The sequence below is a fragment of the Aliiroseovarius conchicola genome, from assembly GCF_041403445.1.
GTDB classification, from domain to species: domain Bacteria; phylum Pseudomonadota; class Alphaproteobacteria; order Rhodobacterales; family Rhodobacteraceae; genus Aliiroseovarius; species Aliiroseovarius conchicola.
The window spans coordinates 1-18,133 of sequence record NZ_JBGEHL010000012.1 but is presented as its reverse complement, the minus strand read 5'-3'; the positions used below and the strand labels follow the sequence as shown (position 1 = coordinate 18,133).

Annotated in this window: 21 protein-coding genes and 1 pseudogene; 11 read left to right on the top strand and 11 right to left on the bottom strand. The window is 55.1% G+C overall.

Features of this window, described 5'->3' with window-relative positions:
• The first annotated feature begins 20 nt into the window (after nucleotides 1–20).
• A complete protein-coding gene (locus tag V6N04_RS15780) occupies nucleotides 21–797 on the top strand; it encodes a helix-turn-helix domain-containing protein (protein WP_371171158.1) in 777 nt (258 codons plus the stop codon).
• A gap of 3 nt (nucleotides 798–800) precedes the next feature.
• On the opposite strand, the gene V6N04_RS15775 is transcribed toward V6N04_RS15780, so the two are convergent.
• Nucleotides 801–1,085 carry a hypothetical protein gene (locus tag V6N04_RS15775; RefSeq protein ID WP_371171157.1) on the bottom strand — a complete coding sequence of 95 codons (285 nt, stop codon included), beginning with the start codon at nucleotides 1,083–1,085 and terminating at the stop codon, nucleotides 801–803.
• A 198-nt stretch (nucleotides 1,086–1,283) separates the two neighbouring features.
• Between V6N04_RS15775 and V6N04_RS15770 the strand changes: the two genes are divergently transcribed.
• Complete coding sequence (locus V6N04_RS15770) at nucleotides 1,284–1,595, top strand: aldo/keto reductase (RefSeq protein ID WP_371171156.1); 312 nt, start codon at nucleotides 1,284–1,286, stop codon at nucleotides 1,593–1,595.
• Nucleotides 1,592–2,554 carry an amidohydrolase family protein gene (locus V6N04_RS15765; protein WP_371171155.1) on the top strand — a complete coding sequence of 321 codons (963 nt, stop codon included), beginning with the start codon at nucleotides 1,592–1,594 and terminating at the stop codon, nucleotides 2,552–2,554. Before V6N04_RS15770 ends, V6N04_RS15765 begins: the two co-directional genes overlap by 4 nt.
• Nucleotides 2,555–2,643: 89 nt before the next feature.
• On the opposite strand, the gene V6N04_RS15760 is transcribed toward V6N04_RS15765, so the two are convergent.
• The 7 genes from V6N04_RS15760 to V6N04_RS15730 all read right to left on the bottom strand — a co-directional run bounded on the left by V6N04_RS15760 (nucleotide 2,644) and on the right by V6N04_RS15730 (nucleotide 10,353).
• A complete protein-coding gene (locus V6N04_RS15760) occupies nucleotides 2,644–3,795 on the bottom strand; it encodes a Gfo/Idh/MocA family protein (RefSeq protein WP_371171154.1) in 1,152 nt (383 codons plus the stop codon).
• On the bottom strand, nucleotides 3,792–4,853 hold the full coding sequence (locus V6N04_RS15755; protein WP_371171153.1) for a sugar phosphate isomerase/epimerase family protein: 1,062 nt from the start codon (nucleotides 4,851–4,853) through the stop codon (nucleotides 3,792–3,794). Before V6N04_RS15755 ends, V6N04_RS15760 begins: the two co-directional genes overlap by 4 nt.
• A gap of 65 nt (nucleotides 4,854–4,918) precedes the next feature.
• Entirely contained in the window at nucleotides 4,919–6,043 is a 1,125-nt protein-coding gene (locus tag V6N04_RS15750; RefSeq protein WP_371171152.1) for a substrate-binding domain-containing protein, read from the bottom strand.
• Between the two features lie 32 nt (nucleotides 6,044–6,075).
• Nucleotides 6,076–7,026: an ABC transporter permease gene (locus V6N04_RS15745; protein ID WP_371171151.1), complete on the bottom strand. Its 951-nt coding sequence runs from the start codon at nucleotides 7,024–7,026 to the stop codon at nucleotides 6,076–6,078.
• Nucleotides 7,026–7,991: an ABC transporter permease gene (locus V6N04_RS15740; RefSeq protein ID WP_371171150.1), complete on the bottom strand. Its 966-nt coding sequence runs from the start codon at nucleotides 7,989–7,991 to the stop codon at nucleotides 7,026–7,028. The genes V6N04_RS15745 and V6N04_RS15740 overlap by 1 nt, the downstream gene beginning before the upstream one ends.
• Entirely contained in the window at nucleotides 7,988–9,508 is a 1,521-nt protein-coding gene (locus V6N04_RS15735) for a sugar ABC transporter ATP-binding protein (RefSeq protein ID WP_371171149.1), read from the bottom strand. Before V6N04_RS15735 ends, V6N04_RS15740 begins: the two co-directional genes overlap by 4 nt.
• Nucleotides 9,505–10,353, bottom strand: coding sequence for a sugar phosphate isomerase/epimerase family protein (locus V6N04_RS15730; protein WP_371171148.1), 849 nt, complete (start codon nucleotides 10,351–10,353; stop codon nucleotides 9,505–9,507). Before V6N04_RS15730 ends, V6N04_RS15735 begins: the two co-directional genes overlap by 4 nt.
• A 110-nt stretch (nucleotides 10,354–10,463) precedes the next feature.
• Between V6N04_RS15730 and V6N04_RS15725 the strand changes: the two genes are divergently transcribed.
• A complete protein-coding gene (locus V6N04_RS15725) occupies nucleotides 10,464–11,471 on the top strand; it encodes a LacI family DNA-binding transcriptional regulator (RefSeq protein WP_371171147.1) in 1,008 nt (335 codons plus the stop codon).
• A gap of 82 nt (nucleotides 11,472–11,553) precedes the next feature.
• Here V6N04_RS15725 and V6N04_RS15720 read toward each other — a convergent pair whose 3' ends face one another.
• On the bottom strand, nucleotides 11,554–12,150 hold the full coding sequence (locus V6N04_RS15720) for an ATPase, T2SS/T4P/T4SS family (protein ID WP_371171146.1): 597 nt from the start codon (nucleotides 12,148–12,150) through the stop codon (nucleotides 11,554–11,556).
• Between the two features lie 56 nt (nucleotides 12,151–12,206).
• On the opposite strand from V6N04_RS15720, the gene V6N04_RS15715 reads away from it, so the two are divergent.
• Nucleotides 12,207–12,953, top strand: a complete 747-nt coding sequence (locus tag V6N04_RS15715) for a hypothetical protein (RefSeq protein ID WP_371171145.1) — start codon at nucleotides 12,207–12,209, stop codon at nucleotides 12,951–12,953.
• Here the strand turns inward: V6N04_RS15715 and V6N04_RS15710 are convergent.
• Nucleotides 12,902–13,195: a helix-turn-helix domain-containing protein gene (locus V6N04_RS15710; protein ID WP_371171212.1), complete on the bottom strand. Its 294-nt coding sequence runs from the start codon at nucleotides 13,193–13,195 to the stop codon at nucleotides 12,902–12,904. The genes V6N04_RS15715 and V6N04_RS15710 overlap by 52 nt on opposite strands.
• 65 nt (nucleotides 13,196–13,260) lie before the next feature.
• Between V6N04_RS15710 and V6N04_RS15705 the strand changes: the two genes are divergently transcribed.
• The 6 genes from V6N04_RS15705 (at nucleotide 13,261) to V6N04_RS15680 (ending at nucleotide 18,031) form a co-directional block, all read left to right on the top strand.
• Nucleotides 13,261–14,028 (top strand): ParA family protein, encoded by a 768-nt coding sequence (locus V6N04_RS15705; RefSeq protein WP_371171144.1) that lies wholly within the window; start codon nucleotides 13,261–13,263, stop codon nucleotides 14,026–14,028.
• Nucleotides 14,025–14,870: a hypothetical protein gene (locus tag V6N04_RS15700; RefSeq protein ID WP_371171143.1), complete on the top strand. Its 846-nt coding sequence runs from the start codon at nucleotides 14,025–14,027 to the stop codon at nucleotides 14,868–14,870. Before V6N04_RS15705 ends, V6N04_RS15700 begins: the two co-directional genes overlap by 4 nt.
• Nucleotides 14,871–15,069: 199 nt before the next feature.
• Nucleotides 15,070–15,636, top strand: a complete 567-nt coding sequence (locus V6N04_RS15695) for a metallophosphoesterase (RefSeq protein WP_371171142.1) — start codon at nucleotides 15,070–15,072, stop codon at nucleotides 15,634–15,636.
• A 1-nt stretch (nucleotide 15,637) separates the two neighbouring features.
• Nucleotides 15,638–15,865, top strand: a complete 228-nt coding sequence (locus V6N04_RS15690; protein ID WP_371171141.1) for a hypothetical protein — start codon at nucleotides 15,638–15,640, stop codon at nucleotides 15,863–15,865.
• 5 nt (nucleotides 15,866–15,870) lie between these two features.
• Complete coding sequence (locus V6N04_RS15685; protein ID WP_371171140.1) at nucleotides 15,871–16,674, top strand: metallophosphoesterase; 804 nt, start codon at nucleotides 15,871–15,873, stop codon at nucleotides 16,672–16,674.
• A gap of 280 nt (nucleotides 16,675–16,954) precedes the next feature.
• Complete coding sequence (locus V6N04_RS15680; protein ID WP_371171139.1) at nucleotides 16,955–18,031, top strand: plasmid recombination protein; 1,077 nt, start codon at nucleotides 16,955–16,957, stop codon at nucleotides 18,029–18,031.
• On the opposite strand, the pseudogene V6N04_RS15675 reads toward V6N04_RS15680, so the two are convergent.
• A pseudogene (locus V6N04_RS15675) lies at nucleotides 18,021–18,133 on the bottom strand (IS5-like element ISCARN85 family transposase); the annotation flags it as partial. The gene V6N04_RS15680 and the pseudogene V6N04_RS15675 overlap by 11 nt on opposite strands.

Genomic DNA, 18,133 nt, shown 5'->3' with positions numbered 1-18,133 from the left:
GTTAAACTGAACGCATGTTGATGGAAAAAGAGATCACCAATGCTGTGTCAACCACCGAGATTCCAACCTCGGCGGTTGTGACGCTGCTGGATTGCATCGGTCATCAGGATTTTTTGGATGCTCTTATGGCGTTCGGAAAATCCACCGCAGATGCGGATCTGATTTCCGTCTTCTGCATGGGGGACCGTGATACGCCTTTGCTGATCGGAACCGCGTCCGTGTTGGGAAACCGCCGGGCCGAACTTGCGGCGAAGAATTACGAGCGCCACGTTGCGTCCGACCGCAATGCGACCTTGTTGACCTCGCCCGAAAATCCCGGGGATTTTTTGACGGCACAAACTGCGGACAGCATCACCTCGTTCCCATATCGGCGCGATTGCTACGAACAGCCGGGCATTGCCGCCCGCCTCTCGCTGATCCGGCGACGACCAGACTACGGCCTGTCTGTAAGCCTATATCGCGCGGTAGAAAACCAGCCATTTTCCGAAAGCTCATATGACCGCCTGGCCGCGTTGCTCGGCCTCATGCTCAGCGCGACCGAACGCCATGTGGCCTTTACCTTGAAAGAAACGGTGTGGAAGGAAAATGATGTTCAGGTCCGGCTGGCGCTGAACTATCCCGAACTGACAGATCGCGAACGCGAGGTCGCCGCGATGACGATCAAGGGGCGCACTGCCAATGAAATCGCCGCGCGGCTTGGCATTGCGGAAACAACCGTGATCACACACAGAAAGAAGGCTTATCAGCGTATGAAGGTCGCCAACCTGCGCGAGTTGATGGCGACCTTCAAGACGTGAAACTCAGCCACGAAGCTTCTTCACCACCATTCCAACGACAACCTGAACGACCATGCCAGCCACGCCGCCGCCGACAAGATTTCCGGCAATCGCGCCCAGATCCATTCCGGTTGACGCATCACCTCCAGCTGCGCCCAAAAGGCCCCCCAAAAGCTGGCCGCCTCCGACACCTCCGACCGCACCGGCCAAAAGGTTGCCAAGACCACCCATGTTAGAGCCGGAGACGAGTTTTCCGCCCCCGGATCCGCCAATAGCACCACCTACGATCTGAGCAATCAATTGTTCCATGTTAACCTCCACTACCGTCAAAATACGGCCAAAATAGTTGATGAGATCATGGGGCATGATGTGGTCACAATTGTCAACAACCTGAGGCGGAAAGCGAATTGGCAAAGTGCGCAACTTCCAAAGATCATCTTGTGGAGGCACAGCCGAATTTGTGTGGCGGCATTAAGTTTTTGTTCTCCCAGCAAGAGTCAGAACGGTTTGGTCGGCGGCGACACCTGGAACTATGGCGCGGTCCCTAACCATATACTGAAACGCGTCCGAGAGCTTTCGGACATCTGCAAGAGCTTTGACGTCCCACTTCCCGCGGCTGCGCTTCAGTTTCCATTGGGGCACGAACAGGTCTGTTCCGTCATCCCGGGATTACGCAACCTGAAAGAGCTTGCAGACACGATAAACTGGGTCACGCAAACCATTCCTACAGAGTTCTGGCACGAGCTTAAGAACCGGAACCTGCTGCATCCCGATGCCCCGGTTCCATCCACAGTCCCTTTTGTCGAGGTCACCTCATGATGATCGACACCCACCAACATTTCTGGAAACTTGATCGTGGTGACTATGGCTGGTTAACACCGGACCTTACGCCACTCTATCGAGATTTCCTGCCAGAAGACCTTGAACCCATACTGAAGGCTTGCGGCATTGACGCAACAATCGCCGTTCAAGCGGCCGATAGCGAAGCCGAGACCGACTATCTGCTGACACTTGCGGATCGTTATGAATGGATTGTCAGCGTCGTCGGTTGGGTCGATCTGGAAGCGCAATCCGCTGTCGCCAGTATCGAGAGATTGGCGCGGCACCCCAAACTTGTCGGTCTGCGGCCAATGATTCAGGACATCGAGGACGAAGCTTGGATGTTGCGCGACACATTGCGTCCTGCGATTGACGCCATGGTCGCCAATGATTTGACTTTCGATGCGCTGGTCACACCGCGCCATCTTCATCACCTGAAAGCATTCCTGACCCGCTATCCCGAACTGAGGGTTGTAATTGACCACTGCGCCAAACCAGAGATCCGTAACGATGCGTTCGAGCCCTGGGCCTCGCAAATGATTGAGCTTGCCGACTTTCCAAACGTGTTTTGTAAGATGTCAGGACTGGCCACGGAAGCCCGCGAGGGATGGGCGCCCGAAGACTTGAAGCCGTATCTCGCGCATGTTTGTAGGCAATTTGGCCCCAGCCGTGTTCTGTTTGGCAGTGATTGGCCAGTGGTGAATCTGGCGTCTAGCTACGAGCATGGCACGAGGTTTTCAGGTCTTTCAATCAGATCAATGGTGTGCAGATACCGTTTTCACCCGATGTCGTGCAAGGAGCCTATCCGCGCATTTCACTATCGACCTGGTGACGGTTCTATGGTGACCAAGCATTCCGACCATTGGTTCGTTACGAAGTTAGGGGATCGGCTGTCGAACCACGCACTGCTGCTTCGAAAGCGGCCATTCGTTGGTACACGGCAAGAATTCAAGCCCTAGTTTACGGGTGTAGACATTCCATATCTTCGCCGCTTGAACACCACTCCTGAGAGCTTGCGGACCGCATCGTTGAACGGCTTAACGGACAACTAGACTTTGACCCACAAGCCGCTTGTGGTGGGGGACCGCAAACAAGCATCCACAAACGCCATCCCATGCACGCCTTCCTCTAGACTAACAAGCAACGAGTGTTCGCTCAGACTTGGGCCGCTGCGATGCAGCCGTATTTCATCGGCAATATCGGAATAGATCGTCGCAAATGCCTCAAGATAGCCTTCTGGATGGCCACCCGGCAGACGGGTTGCCGAGGTTGCGGCAACGGTTGCTCCGCCTCCGCCCCGTGTCAAAACTTGTTTGGGCTCACCGAAGGGCGTGAAGTACAGTCGGTTTGGATCTTCCTGACGCCATTCCAATCCACCTTTGTCACCATACACACGGATCGACAGGGCGTTTTCGTTGCCCGGAGCAACCTGGCTTGCCCAAAGAATGCCTTTCGCACCGCTATCAAACCTCAGAAGGACCGAGGCATTATCATCGACAGGTCGGTCCGGCACGAATGAGGTCAGATCAGCCGCCACCTGATTGGCGCGCTGTCCGGTGACAAAGCAGGCCAGCTGATAGGCGTGTGTTCCAATATCCCCCAACGCACCTGCCGCCCCGGATTTAGAGGTATCGGTGCGCCATGCAGCCTGTTTGTTGTCGCTGTTCGCTGGCTCTGTCAGCCAGTCTTGTGCATATTCCACCTGTACATGGCGCAGCGTGCCAAGCGCTCCTTGCGATACCATTTCGCGGGCCTGCCGCACCATCGGCGTGCCGGGATAGTTATGGGTCAGCACGAATAGGGCATCAGCGTGTTTGTGTTTGTCTTGAAATTCACGCGCTGCGTGGACTGAGGTCGTCAGCGGTTTGTCACAAATCACGTGGATACCTGCACGAAGGAAAGCGCTGGCGACAGGAAGGTGCATATGGTTCGGGGTAACGATTGAAACGGCTTGGATGCCGTCGGAACGGGATGCTTCCTTGCGAGCCATTTCTTCAAAGCTTCCATAGTTTCTGTCCTCGGCGACGCCCAGCGCCGCCCCTGATCTTTTTGCTCGTTCAGATTCTGACGAAAAAGCCCCGGCCACGAGATTGAATTGTCCGTCCAGTCGCGCGGCAATGCGGTGCACGCCACCAATAAAGGCCCCCTCGCCACCGCCGACCATGCCCCAACGAATGGGGGGACGATATCCGCCAGTCATCGCGAAATTCCCAACATAGATTTCAACTGCGCCGGGTCGTTGTCACCGCCTGCAAAATCGTCAAAGGCTTTGTCCGTGACGTGAATGATGTGGTCGCGAATGAAAGGCGCGCCTTCGGCAGCTCCGGTTTCCGGATGCTTCAGACAGCATTCCCATTCCAACACCGCCCAACCCTGATAACCATATGTTGCGAGGCGCGAGAAAATGCCTCGGAAATCGACCTGTCCGTCGCCTAGGGAACGGAAGCGGCCTGCCCGGTTCAGCCAAGGTTGATATCCCGAATACACGCCCTGCCGAGCATCTGGATTGAACTCGGCGTCTTTCACGTGAAAGGCGGAGATCCGTTCGTGGTACAAGTCTATGAACCCCAGATAATCCATCTGCTGCAGCAAAAAATGGGATGGATCGTAATTGATGGTGCAGCGTTTGTGATCATTCAACGCGTTCAGGAACAATTCGAATGTCGCACCATCGAACACATCTTCGCCGGGGTGAAGCTCGAACGCGACATCAACGCCATGCTCGTCGTAATGGTCGAGTATCGGGCGCCATCGTTTGGCAAGCTCGGTGAACGCTTCTTCAATCAAACCGGCGGGGCGTTGTGGCCAAGGATACAGAAAGGGGAAAGCCAGTGACCCTGAAAACGAAGCTGACACATCCAATCCCAGATTTCGCGAGGCTTTGGCAGCCTTGAGCATCTGATCGACCGCCCATTGCTGACGTGCCGCCGGGTTTCCTGCAACAGATTTTGGAGCAAACGCATCGAACTGACTGTCATATGCGGGATGTACAGCGACCAGTTGCCCAAGAAGATGGGTTGCCAATTCGGTGATCTGGACATTGTTGTCCGCGCAGATACCGGAAATCTCATCGCAATAGTGGCGGCTTTCGGCTGCGCGGTCCAAGTCAAACAAACGCGCATCCCACGCAGGGATTTGCACCCCTTCATAGCCAAGATCGCTTGCCCATTTCGTTATCGCACCAAGAGAGTTGAACGGTGCCTCGTCGCTAGCGAACTGCGCCAAGAAAATAGCAGGCCCTTTGATTGCACCCGGCATATGGTTCTCCCATGAAAGTGTGATTTATCGGGGCCTTCAGAGAACGCCCCGACAAGTTCAGACGATTACTTGCCGCCCCAACGTGCCGGATAGTCCGGCATGTTTTCACAGCCGCACGCTGCGTAATGCAGCGGTGGCATCGCGGGGTTCACGAAATCTGCAAGATTGTCGTTTGTGATGGCGGGTTGTGGCAGGTTCCACTCAGGCCCTGGGATCGCTTCGCCGTCCAGAATTTTCAGCGCGGCCAGAATTGGCGTGCGCCACTGATAAGTCGGGTAGGTTGGCGCAATGGTGTTCATCCCGATCTCTTGCCATTTCTGCAAGAAGTCCTGCTGATCTTCGCCGGTGACGATCGGCACATCTAGTCCCATATCCTCGAAGGCTTCGATTGCGGCGACTGACGTTGCGCCCGCGTCCATCCAGACCGCGCCCAACTGGCTTCCGCGTTGAATATAGTCTTCGACAATGGCCTTGGTTTTGGCACGGTCGCCGTCGGTGAACTCGGCACCAACGATGTTTAGGCCAGCTTCTTCCAAGATGCGCTTGGCTGCCGAATAGCGGGTCTCCAACACGTCGACACCGGGCAAGATCCGCAGCATTAATACGTCCGAACCAGCGGGCGCGTTTGCTGCAATGAACTCGCCAGATTGAATGCCGAAGCCATAGCCACCGACCGGTTTGATGAACGTCACTGGGCAATCGGTATTCACACCACGGTCGAATACGATAACGGGCAGTTGCTCGCAGGCCTTTTCAACGGCTGGCGTCAAAGCGGCGGTAGTGTTTGGAGATACAATCAATGCGTCGCATGTGCCACCTGCCAGCAGGTCTTCAATGTCAGCAATCTGCTTGTCGTCCGATCCCTCTGCATCGGTGACCACGAAGTCGGCGATGTTGTCGTGCAAATCCACTTCGGCCTGCATGGTGTTCCATCCTACAACACGCCACGGGTTGTTTACGCCAGCGTTCGAAAAACAGATCGTGTGCGGACCGTCTTTCTTGAACGCGGACGTATCCGCCATGACGTCGCCATAGTGTTGCAACCAAGGCGTTTCAGCGGCTCCGTTGGCAGTGGCCGCCAACATGTCGTTTTGTTTTGCGAACTCGACCGGGTCGTCGAAATTCTGCGCTTGGACGGGCAGTGCCACCGCTAGCGCCGCTAGGGCTGTCGCAGAAAATTTGTTAAACATTTCGTTTCCTCCTCTGTAGTGTGTTTGGGCGCCTATCCCCCGGACCGGCGTCGTCGATATCCGGCGATCACCACCGCCGAGATCAGAATTAGCCCCTGCACCACATCGCGGATGGGCTTCGGAAAACCCAGAATATTGAGCAACGTGAACATGGCTTGTAATACAAGTGCGCCCGCAATCGTGGCGCCGACCGTCCCGCGCCCTCCCAACAGCTGAGCGCCACCGATCACGGCCGCTGTGATGGCTTGCAGCTCAAGTCCGACGCCAACATCCGTCGAGACGCCTGCAAAGCCGCCAAGCAATATCCCCGCGATAACGGCAGAAACCGATGACATGACAAAAGCAATGATCCGTGTTTGCGTCAGGGGAACCCCGGCCAACATCGCGGCTTTCGGGTTGTCCCCCATTGCGACCAGTCGCTTGCCATAATTCGTGCGGTGCAGCAGCCACCACATTCCGGCACAGATCACCACCATCACGATGACCGCGACGGGCAATATTTTGATGACTGGCAGATCTTTTATCAGGTAGCGACCAAAGAAACGGAAGTTTTCGGGCAAGTAACCTCGTGGCGCGCCGCCAGACCAAGTTAGGGCGATCCCTCCCAACGTGATCATCATCCCCAGTGTGGCGATGATTGATGGCACTTTCAGCCATGACACGACCAGAGCGTTTACTGTCCCGACCACGACACCTGCGGAAAGCACAACCAGGATCACCCACCAGGTCGCACTGGCATCTCCGTCAAGAAGGATCGAACTGCCAATTACGGTAAGCGTTACCAAAGCGCCCGCCGACAGATCGAAACCGCCAGAATTGATGACATAGAGCTGACCGACCGCCAGTATCGCTATCGGGGCCGCACGTTTAAAAAAGTTCATGTAGCCGGCGGGTTGCAGGAAATAAGGCGACAATATCGCGATAGCGACAAAAAGCAGTAACAACACAAGAAAGACCGGGTTTATATGTTTAAGCCGGTTCATCACGCTTCGATCCTCCGGCTGCGCATCGCATAGATCGCGACTGCTGCAACGATGATAACCCCGCGCAAGATTTGCTTCGCGAAGGCGTCAACGCCCGCAAGGTTGAAAATCGAATCGATCAGCGAGAAAATCATCACGCCCATCAACGTGCCCCAGACGCCCCCTCGCCCGCCGGAAAGGGCTGTTCCGCCAATCACCACCACCGCGATGGATTCAAGATCGTAAACGCCATCCCGACCAATCCAAGGGGCGCCGGATTGCAATCGGCTTGCCAGATAGAGCCCGGCAATCGTTGCGCAAACTGAACAGATGATGTGTGCCGTGATCACCACTCGCGTTGTCCGCATACCCGCAAGCTTTGCGGCTTCAGGATTGCCGCCAACGGAATAAATGTTCGATCCGGGCTTCGTGAATCGCAGGAAAACCCATGCCGCAATCGTCAGACCAAGAAGGAACAGCAGGCTGACTGACAGGCCGCCGACCTGCCCATAGGCAAAGGTCTGAAACTCATTGGGAACGGCACCGGCAAAGTTGTTGAACGCCGCGCTGAGCAGGCCCTGCAACACCAAAGCCATTCCCAAGGTGGCGATCAGGGGATTGACCTCGAACTGGGTAATCACAAGCCCATTGATCAGGCCGACGACGACGCCAACCACTAGTACCGTGGCAACAGCAGGCAGCATCATTGCCGGATCGCCGGACATTATTGCAGACGCCAAAACCGCCGAGACCGAGATCAGATTTGCCACACTCAGGTCAATTGATGCGATCAAAATGGCGAAGGTTTGGCCGACTGCGGTGATCCCCAGGGCAATTGACCGACCCAGCAACCCCAGAAGGTTTTCAGCCGTCAGGTATTGGGTTTGATCGGTGATGATTGCCACTGTGACGTAGATCGCAATCGCGACCAACAACAACAGGAATGGCGCAAGAGCCGACAGGTTTTTGTGTCCAAAGCGCTTCATGAGGCCTCCAGCTCCAAATGTGCTTCAGTCGCAGCGTGCATGACTTCGGCTTCGCTGGCGCCGTGCCCGAATTCCGCAACGATTTTCCCATCGCTCATCACCAGCACACGATCTGAGATGCCCAGAACCTCGGGCAGGTCCGATGAAATTGCCATGACAGCAGCACCCGCTTGCGCGAGTTCGCGCATTTGGGCGTAAATTCCAGCCTTGGTATTGACGTCGATCCCACGAGTTGGCTCGACAAAAATCAGAACTTTTGGTTTCAGCGAAAGCCAGCGCGCCACGATGGCTTTTTGCTGATTGCCCCCCGACAGGGATTGAATTTCGGCGTCGTAACTTGCGGCGCGCAGATCAAACGCATCAAAGGCACGGTCCATCTGATCAAGCGATGAAATCGGCGTTTCGTCCGGGTGCCCAAGCGCGGGCGAAAACGCGCGCGCAGACAACATGCCGTTGTCACGCACCGACTGCATCAATACCAACCCATCCGCTTTCCGATCTCCCGGCAACATGGCGATACCAGCTTTTGCCGCCTGCCGAGGGCTGGTCAATGTGGCAGGCTGCCCGTCAATCGTAACATCGCCACGGACAAAGGGCTCTGCGCCGAACAGGGCGAACGCCAGGGCCGTCCGACCCGCACCCTGCACGCCTGCAAATCCGGTGATGTGGCCTGCACGCAGGTCGAGGTTGATGTCGAACAACCGGTCGTTTTCACCGTTGCGTACGGCCAACATCACTTCACCCACCTCGTCAGGGTTCGCTGGCTCAGGGTAAAAGTGCCCAATATCTCGCCCCACCATCGCCTCGACGATTTTCCCGGTTTCAGGCACCTCATCGAACGAGGCCGCGACCTTACCGTCTTTAATGACCGTGACCCGATCCGCCAGCCTGCGAATCTCGCGCATGCGGTGGGTGATGTAAACGATGGACCGGCCTTGCACGCGCAGATCATCGACCAACTGAAATAACAGCGCGCATTCCGTATCGTTCAACGCTGCTGTTGGTTCATCCATGACAATAACGCGCGCATTCAATGATAGTGCTTTGGCGATCTCAACCGTCTGTTGCTGAGCCACGTCAAGTTCGCCGACCAGTGTATCTGGTTCGAACTGGTGCCGGTCGCCAAACAAGGCGAGCACATCCTGCGTCTCTCGTCGCATGCGATTTGAGTCCAACACGCCCCAACGCAGCGTTGGCTCGCGCCCCAGGAAAATGTTCTCTGCCACGGTTCGATCCGGTAGCAAGGAGAACTCCTGATAGATCACGCCGACCCCATGGGCGAGACTTTCAAGCGGGTGCGAAAACTTGACTTTCTTGCCGAACAGAAATGTCTCGCCCTGATCGGCCTGATAAACGCCCGATAGCACCTTCATCAGTGTTGACTTGCCGGCACCGTTCTCTCCGACCAGCGCATGAACCTCACCGGCTCGGGCGGCAAAACTGACGGAGTCTAGTGCTTTGATGCCCGGGAATGCTTTGGAGATGTCCCGCATCTCAAAAACGATTTCTTCGGTCATGCGCGTGCCCATTTTTCTCGGATGAACGCTGCGCTGTCGCGAAACAGTTTTTCATGGCTTTCAAACATGGGTCGCCAAATCCGCATTGCAGCAGCAAGTTCGGGAACACCTGCGCCAAACGCCTCCATCACAACCCAACCATCAAAGCCCGTCTGCTTTGCCGCGCGGAAAATCGCATCAAAATCAATCTGGCCGGTTCCGGGAATGCCCCGATCATTTTCAGAAACGTGAAGCACATTGATATGCCCTGACAGCGCATTGATCGCCTCTGGTTGGCTCTTTTCTTCGATATGCGCGTGGAAAGTGTCATACATGATCCCGAACGCAGGATGGTCGATCATCTGGATATACCGAAGGGCTTGCGCGGCGGTGTTCAGGAAGTGGGTTTCGAAGCGGTTCAGCGGCTCAAGCGCCAAGCGCATACCTTGTTTGGCCGCGCGTTCCGCCATTTTATGATGCGCCTCGGCCCCACGTTGCCATTCATCTTCGGTCGGCCCCGTGCCGGTAAAGCGGCCGATCGGCGCATGAAACGGGCCCCCGATGATTTCCGCGCCAAGCGCTGAGGCGCAATCCACAATCCAGTTCAGATGCGTGATCCCGCGTGCACGAATTTCCCGGTCGGCACTTGTCGGATCGGCATCCGCGCGCGGGATAATAGCTGTACAGGTCCGTTGCAGGGCCAGATCGTCAAGCTTTTTTGCCAGTTGACCATAGTCGTCGGGGGTGCCCTCAAGAACAGGTATCTCCACACCATCATAGCCATGATCTACGGCTATCTGGCAGGCTTGGAGCTGTTGCCCATCAATCATGCCACCAACACAAAGCAGGTTAACGCCTAGCTTCATAGTTCTCCCCGGTCACGCGTTGAATATTTGCGTGAGGGCTTTTGTAATCGTTTTCATTGATCATGTAAAGCATTACATATTTCTCAAACTCCTGCTACGATCCGTGCACCATGGAAAAAACTTCTCGCAAAAGACCGACCATCAGGGATGTTGCCCGCGTTGCCAAAGTGTCGACGGCAACTGTTAGTCGCGCGCTGCAATCACCTGAACTTGTTACAGAAAACACAAGAAAGGCGGTGTTCGACGCGGTTACACAGACGGGCTATAGCGTCAACACAGCCGCCCAAATGTTGCGTCGAAACAGGTCAGGTACAGTGCTGGTTATACTGCCCGACATCTCTAACCCGTTCTTCTCGGAAATCCTGTCTGGAATCGAGAAAATCGCAACACACGAAAAACTGACGATTCTGATTGGAAACACCAATAATGAGCCCGAACGGTTTACAAACATTCTTGAAAACCTGCGCAATGGGCGCGCGGATGGGGCACTGTTGTTGAACGGCGTCGCCCCACCTGCGGATATGCTGCCCGAACATACGCCAATGGTGACGATATCTGAACGCATTGCCGGGTATACTTTGCCCCATGTCGGAACAGACAACGAAGCCGCAGCTTACGATTCCACTCAGCATCTGATCTCGCTTGGCCACAGCTCGATTGCGCATGTGACTGGGCCCGAGGGCAATCAACTGACCAATGATCGTCGTGCAGGATATGAAAGAGCCATGCGGGACGCCAGGTTGTCTGGCAATATGTGTGAAATTCAGGGTGGCTTCGAGTTTCAGGACGGTAAAGAAGCCGCCACAGCATTGATGCGCCAACCCACCAAGCCGACAGCCGTGTTTTGCGCCAATGACGAATCCGCCATGGGCGTGATACGCGGGCTTGAGGGGGCGGGTTACAACGTCCCTCGTGACTATTCCGTGATAGGGTTCGACAATGTTTCCTTCTCGCACATTTTCAGCCCGGAACTGACGACGGTGCACCAGGCTCGGTATGCGATCGGCGTGAAAGCAATGGAGGTGTTGTTGGCGCTTATGGGCGGCCAAGTGACGAAGTCTACTATCTTTCTACCACATAAGATTATCGAACGTTCAACGACTTTGCCCAATCCTTAGACTACCGGCTTACGCCTGTTGGAACCCGGCCAGTCCAAAATGGCCGGTCTGCCATCAGCATCCATGGAACAGAATAGGTTGATTACGTAAACGTTAAACAATGCTGGTCAAAGACGCGTGGAACAACAACGGCAAAGTCTATGGATACACCCCGGCGGCAAACAAGAACAATCACAACCATCGACAGTCGGACTCTTGAGCGCCACCACCAGACGCCCGCCTCACCAAATTCGGCCTCGCCGAATTGACAGAACGCCCGCAAAACGCCAATACACCTTCCAGTAGATCGATAAAAAAGGGCCAAGAGGTGCCGAATACAGAGAAAGCTCTGGGAAAGCTCCGGTACATGCAAACGGGCCGAAAGCCTGCGTTCTCCGCCTTCGCCAACGTCAAGTCGTTGCCCCGGGACGCCGCGTAGAACAGACACGACAATGTATTTCGGAACGCCGAGATCCACCAAACGAGCTTCTGCGTCTTCAGGCGAGTTTGTGTGCAGGGTAGAGAGCACCAATCGTCCAACAAGTGCAGCGCGGCAGGCGATCTCATCCGTCTCCTCGTCTCGAATTTCGCCCACCATGATGACATTTGGATCTTGCCTGAGAAAGGCACGTAGTGCTTTTCCGAAGCCCATCCCAAATTCATCGTGAACCTGGACTTGCTCGATCCCGGGTATTCTCAACGGTGGCTCTGGTTCGGTTTCTGTTTGCGTTTAGGCGGCCACAGTCTGATCCTGCCTTGATGCCTCTTATCAAGGATCCGTCTGGTGGTGTGACATGGATCAGCTACACGCCATCGTCTCGGTTCACCGACAACAAGGTGCCAGGTGTGCGACAGTTTGTTGATGCGATCACGCGTTACAGCGGGATCGGCTCGGGTGAGGAACAGCGCCGTACAACCACCTATAGCTATATGCGTGCGCGGTATGACTATTATCGTCGCAAATCAATGGGGTTACGCACTGTGACGGCCACCTTACCAAAAGCGGCGGGTGAGACCGTGGCGCCAAAGCTTGTGACCACTTACACGAACTGGTTTTGGGCGATGCGAGGACGGATCAAGCCTCAGACCCTTATTCACGACGGCAAAACGCAAAAGCAAACGGTTAACACTTGGAGTTTTCCAGCCGATGCGAATGCGCTCAAACCACTCATTTCCAGTAAAACCCAAGCAGTTGAGAAGAAGGGCCGTCCCCTCAAATCTTCCATTGGATTTGTTGGTTTCTGGTGCTTGACTGGACCGGTTGCAACCTGCGAGCCTATTCTTCCGGATCACAGATCAAGCAAGCAGTGCGCGGATGAATGCTGCAACTCTTTCAAGCCTGTATCAAACGAATGCAAGCCCCGACATGGTAGGCTTCGAACTCCGACAACCGAATACTGTGATCCTGGATTTCGCGAGCATTCGCAACATCAAGTAGTACAAACGCCTATTCATAGCATGGCTGGCAAGTTTGGTCGTAGCTTGCAAATGAAGGTGTTATGATCGACTTCCAATGCGGTCAAGATAACCAAAAGCTCAATAACATCGAGACGCCGTTCTCCAAGCTCATATTTACCCACATATGAAGCCGGCTTTCCTATGCGCCGAGCCAGTTGGGCCTGAGACAAACCTACGCTTGCGCGAGCTGAAACAAGCTCAGAAAGCAATTGCTTGTAGGCGATGGTGTGCACAGTTCCTGCCAATATTCGTTCCGCCTGATGGTTCAACGGAACCGCTAACCCCATTTTGGGTTTACCCCCAAAATGGGGGTGGTATACTGGCCTTGGAAACAACTCTGAGGACATGCAGTATGCACACCATCACCATTCATGCAGCTAGGGGCGGCTCTGGGCGGACAACGGCGGTTATGGCGTTGGCGTCGGGATTTCTGGCCTTGGGCCAGCGTGTGATGGTGATGGATTGCACCAGCCAAGTCTGTAGGGGTCCCAAGTGTCAGGACCCTTCCACACTGCAAACATGGATTGCGGCAATGGAGGCTTGCCGGTTTCGGTCGCCTCAATTGGAGCTGGTTGAATGCCCGACAGACGAGCGCGTGGAAGATTCTCTGGCGGCTGCCGCAACGCGCGGCTTTGACATCGTTCTCATAGATACACAGGTCTATCCTGAAGGCGCCCTTTCGATGGCACTTGCGAAGGCTGATCTGATTGTCGTGCCCGCAACAGGTTCGATAGAGGCGCGCTTCTCATCACAGAGCATCAATGAACAATTTGATTGCCCCGAACACATCATTGGCCTGATCACCGGCCATCGTCACGGTGCAGTAGAATCTGCAGAGATACGTGAGGCCTTTGGCACGCTTCCCGTATTCCACTCAGATCTCCCTGTTTCCGAAGCATTGGCTGAACAGATCCTACATGGTGACGTCGTACATTTCACTTACATGTTGGCCTGCAATTCCGGCCAGCCGGGATACGCCCGCTGTCGCGAAGCGCAAGTCGCTTTGTCCGAAGTGCTTGCACTGACCATTGAGGTTCAGTGGGCTCTGAAAGGCCTGCGCCTTGAAGCCTTTGAAGGTGACACCTCATCCTTTTCCTATATTAGAAAGTCCGTTGCATGATCCGCTTTTCATTTGCGCTTGGTTTTAGCCTTTCGTTTGCTTCCGCTGTTTTTGCAGAAGACACCCTGACAGCCATGCCTGCACCTGCTGAGCGCCCATATCCCTACGCGATCCTTGGTCTGCAGCCGGGTGATCCTCTTGATGATGTTCTTGCCGTCTACGCCGAACGCAGCGACGTTGCCCCAACCAGCGAGAGCGAAGTTCTGCGGGTTCAATCCCCTGATGGCGCGGTGTTTGAGTTCACCTATCAGCTCTTCACCCGGATCGGCGATGTCGGCATCAATGGACGCCTAGCCAAAGCAGCGCAGGATCAGGTGACAGCCCGCCTGTCCTCGGATGTGATGGAGCAGCGTCCCATGGCGATTTATCGCAGCATTCGCCAGCCGAGTGATGAACTGCCAGAACCGCTGGAGTTGAAAGCCCAGATCGAGGAGACCTACGGGCCGCCCTCTCGGGTCGAGATCAACGGGCGCGACATGGTGCTGACCTATGCCTGGAGCACAGACGGATTCATTCCTGATCTCGATGCGCTTGGGCCGATCAGGCGTGAGGAAACGACCCGTTCAGGCGGCAAGCTGATCACTGAATATGAGCTATGCGGCTCAGCTCAGCACTATCGCAACACCGTCGAGTATCGGTTTGAATATCCGCGTGACAAGCTGATCAAACCGGGCTGCATTGCCATATTCAAGGTCAGCTATCGTGGCGAGCCCGGCATGACCTCTATCAACTTCTCTCTGGAAGACTACGAGCTCGGCCGGATGCACACCGAAGAATTGGATCGGCAGATTGTGGACGCGCTGACCGACGAGGAGGTTGAAGCCTCGGACATGGATCTGTGATTTTGCGTAGCCAGACCGGCACAAAGCCGGTATGAGGACCGCATGATCAAAGTATGCGCAGATATCACCCTATTTTAGCGCCCGCAAAAAAATGGCGGGCGGCTTTGAGCTGTTCGCCACGCGATGATCCCCCATCCTCGCACTGTCTCTGACGCCGCCGCCACCAAACACAACGGGCGGACATGACGGAGTTAAAGACATGACCAATTGGTATACCGCAGACCCACATTTCGGGCACGAGAACATCATCAAGTTCTGTGACCGCCCCTTCCGTTCAGCAAACCACATGGATGCGGTTTTGATGCAGAACCTATGGGCCATGGTCGGCCCCAAGGATGCCCTGTGGATCGTTGGTGACTTCGCCTTTGGACAGAAGGCAAAGGATCGCGAATGGCTGACCAAACTGTTCTTCAAACTGCCCGGCGCGGAGAAGCACCTGATTGTCGGCAATCACGATCTTGAGCCAACATTGGCCCTGCCATGGGACAGCATCTCTCATATGGCCGAGGTCAAAGATGGCCCTGACAACCAGATGCACACCCTGTGTCACTATCCCATGATAACCTGGAACCGCGCCCGACGTGGTGCGCTGCAGATCTTTGGCCATGTGCACAAGAACTGGAAAGGATCCAGCAACAGCGTCAACGCAGGTGTCGATGTCTGGGATTACATGCCCGTGCGGTTTGAGGATCTCGCACGACGGGCCAAATCGCTGCCCCAGAATAAGCACTGGGCAGATGTTGAACATAATGCGAGGGAGTTCTGAGATGTCCCGATCCTATCGCAAGACATCCATCTGTGGAATGACCACCGCTGCAAGCGACAAAGCCTTCAAGAAAGCCGAGCACAAGCGCGCCAGGCGTGCTGTGAATGCCTGTGATCTGGAAATTGATGATGTCCCAGCCGACAAGCAATTTGGCAACCCGTGGGGGGCGCCCAAAGACGGCAAGCAATGGATCGACCCAAAGCGTTGTCCAGCGATCATGCGAAAGTAGGAGCCATGGCACGTTTTCTGGTCTGGAGCGACCTGCATGATGAATTCTGGGAAGGCTTTGATCTTCCCGATCTGCCCGCGCCGGTGGACGGGGTTCTCATTGCGGGCGACACGCATACGATGGGGCGACATCTCGAAATTCCTGCATGTGCGGCCCGGAAATACGGCTGCCCTGTCGTCGTGATCTGGGGCAACCATGAGCCATATGGCTCGGTCTGGTCAGAGCTGATGGCAGATGAGGAACGCCAGCTTGAGGCCTTTAGCCCGGAAGGACTCGATATCCGCGTGCTGCATGGCGCGACGACAGAAATCGCGGGCACTCGCATCATCGGTGCGACGCTTTGGACTGATCTGACGCTCTATCCACTCTTCGAGTATCTCGCCCGGTTAATGGTGTTTGCCTACATGCAGGACTATCGCGCGATCCGTACTGCGCCGAAGACGCGGTTTACCGTTGATGATATGCTGGAGCGCCACCGCCTAGACAAGGCCGCGATAATCGAGGCTTTGCGCATACCCCACGATGGCCCGACAATTGTCATGACCCATCACCTGCCAGTGCGACAGCTCATAGAGCCATGGCGCACCATCGGCGGCGATCAAAAGCGGGCTATGAACAACGGCTTTGCTTGCGATCTTTGGGAGGAAATCAAGGCTTACGACATCTACACGTGGGTTTGCGGTCATTCGCATGAAGGTGAAAATTGGACCGGCAATGGTGATCACGGGTCGATCCGGTTTGTCATAAACCAGCGAGGATATCCGGGGGAAGAAACCGGGTTTGATCCAAGTTATGTGGTGGAAGTGTGAACGACTCACAGCCGGCAGACACATACCGTGAGTGGTTTCTAGCCTTCCATATTCTCTATATGCCAACTGCGATCTGGCACGGATCGGCGCGAAACGCAGAGGTGTCGGGGCCTGCCCTGACCAGCAGTCAAACTTTGTTTGCCGCTGTTTGGGGGTGTCGGGGGGAGGCTGCGCAGCTGTTCCCCATGATCCTCATTGACACTTTGACTTGGTCGGAGTTTCATTATGAGCAATAAACTCCGATACCCTGATTTGCTACTTTCTTGTTGAGGTTGGAAACATGGCGAGACGTACCAGACAGCCACGCGGAGCGCGTGTCCCCCGCCAGAAGAAGGAGCGCGTACTTGCTGGAACAGGTACCATCGTCACCAATTTTCGTCAGGCCTCAAGGGCCAACCTAAAAGGTGCTACCCTGCATCAGACAAAGCGCAACCCTGATGGTTGGTCCGCAATCGATCTTGATCGCGTACATCTCAATGAGGTCTGGATTGGCAGCGGCGCGCATATTCTGAATGATGTAAATACCTATATGAAAGATGTGGTTGAACCGACCTTCAAGAACAGCTCCGGCTCCCCTTTCTGCACCATCATCTTGGGCGCATCACCGGAATACTTCCGGCCGAATGGCGAAGCGCCCGGCGATGAAAACCCCGAACGTCTTGCGGCTTGGAAAGACCTGACAAAGACATGGATCGTGGAAACGTTCGGAGATGATCTCGTTTCCGCCATCTATAATGGGGACGAGACCACACCACATGTTCACCTCGCGATCTGCCCAACCTACCTGAAAAAGTCGCGAAAGCCGGATCGAAAGAAAAAAGAAGAAACGGATGATGAATTCGCACAACGTTGCGAAGAGTGGGAACATGAAATTGGCACCAAGACACTAAGCTGGTCGTCCAACAATGTGCTCGGCCAATACAACAGTTTCGAACGTCTACGCCGGTGTTATGCCGACGCAATGAAGCCGCTTGGCCTCGAATACTCCCTTGCCTCATTTGAGCCAGCTCAGTACCCAGACCCAAAACACAAGAAGCAACATCTTGAAGATCTGGAAGAAGAACAGGCGGCAAACCTGGCAGCGATCGAAGAAGAGCGAGCTACTTTGGATGCAGAGCGTCGCAAATTCGAGGAGGAAAATGCCGCCTTTAGGGAGCATTGCGATGCGCTCTTCCAAGACGAACTCCGTGCCGCGACCGAAAACGCCACGCGCATTTCTGAGGGGATCATTTCTGCCGCCCGAATAGTCGCCGCCCGCACAGAAACTGAGGCCAAACGCCGGGCAGAACGTGAAGAGGCAGACAGGGTTGCGGCATGGACTGCGCGTCTCAACAAGCTAGGGCCTGTTAACACTTAATCATATCGACGATTAGGGCGAAATTCAGGAAAGCGCGGTACATGACGTCCAGCTTTTCGAACCTTGAGAAGATGCGCCGGTATCCTTTCAGCCTTCGAAACA

Bases quoted from the DNA above. Each gene is read 5' to 3' on its own strand.
- V6N04_RS15725 (WP_371171147.1), top strand. From the start codon at position 10,464: ATGGAAAAAACTTCTCGCAAAAGACCGACCATCAGGGATGTTGCCCGC.
- V6N04_RS15730 (WP_371171148.1), bottom strand. From the start codon at position 10,353: ATGAAGCTAGGCGTTAACCTGCTTTGTGTTGGTGGCATGATTGATGGG.
- V6N04_RS15685 (WP_371171140.1), top strand. From the start codon at position 15,871: ATGGCACGTTTTCTGGTCTGGAGCGACCTGCATGATGAATTCTGGGAA.
- V6N04_RS15680 (WP_371171139.1), top strand. From the start codon at position 16,955: ATGGCGAGACGTACCAGACAGCCACGCGGAGCGCGTGTCCCCCGCCAG.
- V6N04_RS15710 (WP_371171212.1), bottom strand. From the start codon at position 13,195: ATGGGGTTAGCGGTTCCGTTGAACCATCAGGCGGAACGAATATTGGCA.
- V6N04_RS15765 (WP_371171155.1), top strand. From the start codon at position 1,592: ATGATGATCGACACCCACCAACATTTCTGGAAACTTGATCGTGGTGAC.
- V6N04_RS15780 (WP_371171158.1), top strand. From the start codon at position 21: ATGGAAAAAGAGATCACCAATGCTGTGTCAACCACCGAGATTCCAACC.
- V6N04_RS15695 (WP_371171142.1), top strand. From the start codon at position 15,070: ATGACCAATTGGTATACCGCAGACCCACATTTCGGGCACGAGAACATC.
- V6N04_RS15690 (WP_371171141.1), top strand. From the start codon at position 15,638: ATGTCCCGATCCTATCGCAAGACATCCATCTGTGGAATGACCACCGCT.
- V6N04_RS15745 (WP_371171151.1), bottom strand. From the start codon at position 7,026: ATGAACCGGCTTAAACATATAAACCCGGTCTTTCTTGTGTTGTTACTG.
- V6N04_RS15775 (WP_371171157.1), bottom strand. From the start codon at position 1,085: ATGGAACAATTGATTGCTCAGATCGTAGGTGGTGCTATTGGCGGATCC.
- V6N04_RS15735 (WP_371171149.1), bottom strand. From the start codon at position 9,508: ATGACCGAAGAAATCGTTTTTGAGATGCGGGACATCTCCAAAGCATTC.
- V6N04_RS15740 (WP_371171150.1), bottom strand. From the start codon at position 7,991: ATGAAGCGCTTTGGACACAAAAACCTGTCGGCTCTTGCGCCATTCCTG.
- V6N04_RS15700 (WP_371171143.1), top strand. From the start codon at position 14,025: ATGATCCGCTTTTCATTTGCGCTTGGTTTTAGCCTTTCGTTTGCTTCC.
- V6N04_RS15755 (WP_371171153.1), bottom strand. From the start codon at position 4,853: ATGCCGGGTGCAATCAAAGGGCCTGCTATTTTCTTGGCGCAGTTCGCT.
- V6N04_RS15760 (WP_371171154.1), bottom strand. From the start codon at position 3,795: ATGACTGGCGGATATCGTCCCCCCATTCGTTGGGGCATGGTCGGCGGT.
- V6N04_RS15750 (WP_371171152.1), bottom strand. From the start codon at position 6,043: ATGTTTAACAAATTTTCTGCGACAGCCCTAGCGGCGCTAGCGGTGGCA.
- V6N04_RS15705 (WP_371171144.1), top strand. From the start codon at position 13,261: ATGCACACCATCACCATTCATGCAGCTAGGGGCGGCTCTGGGCGGACA.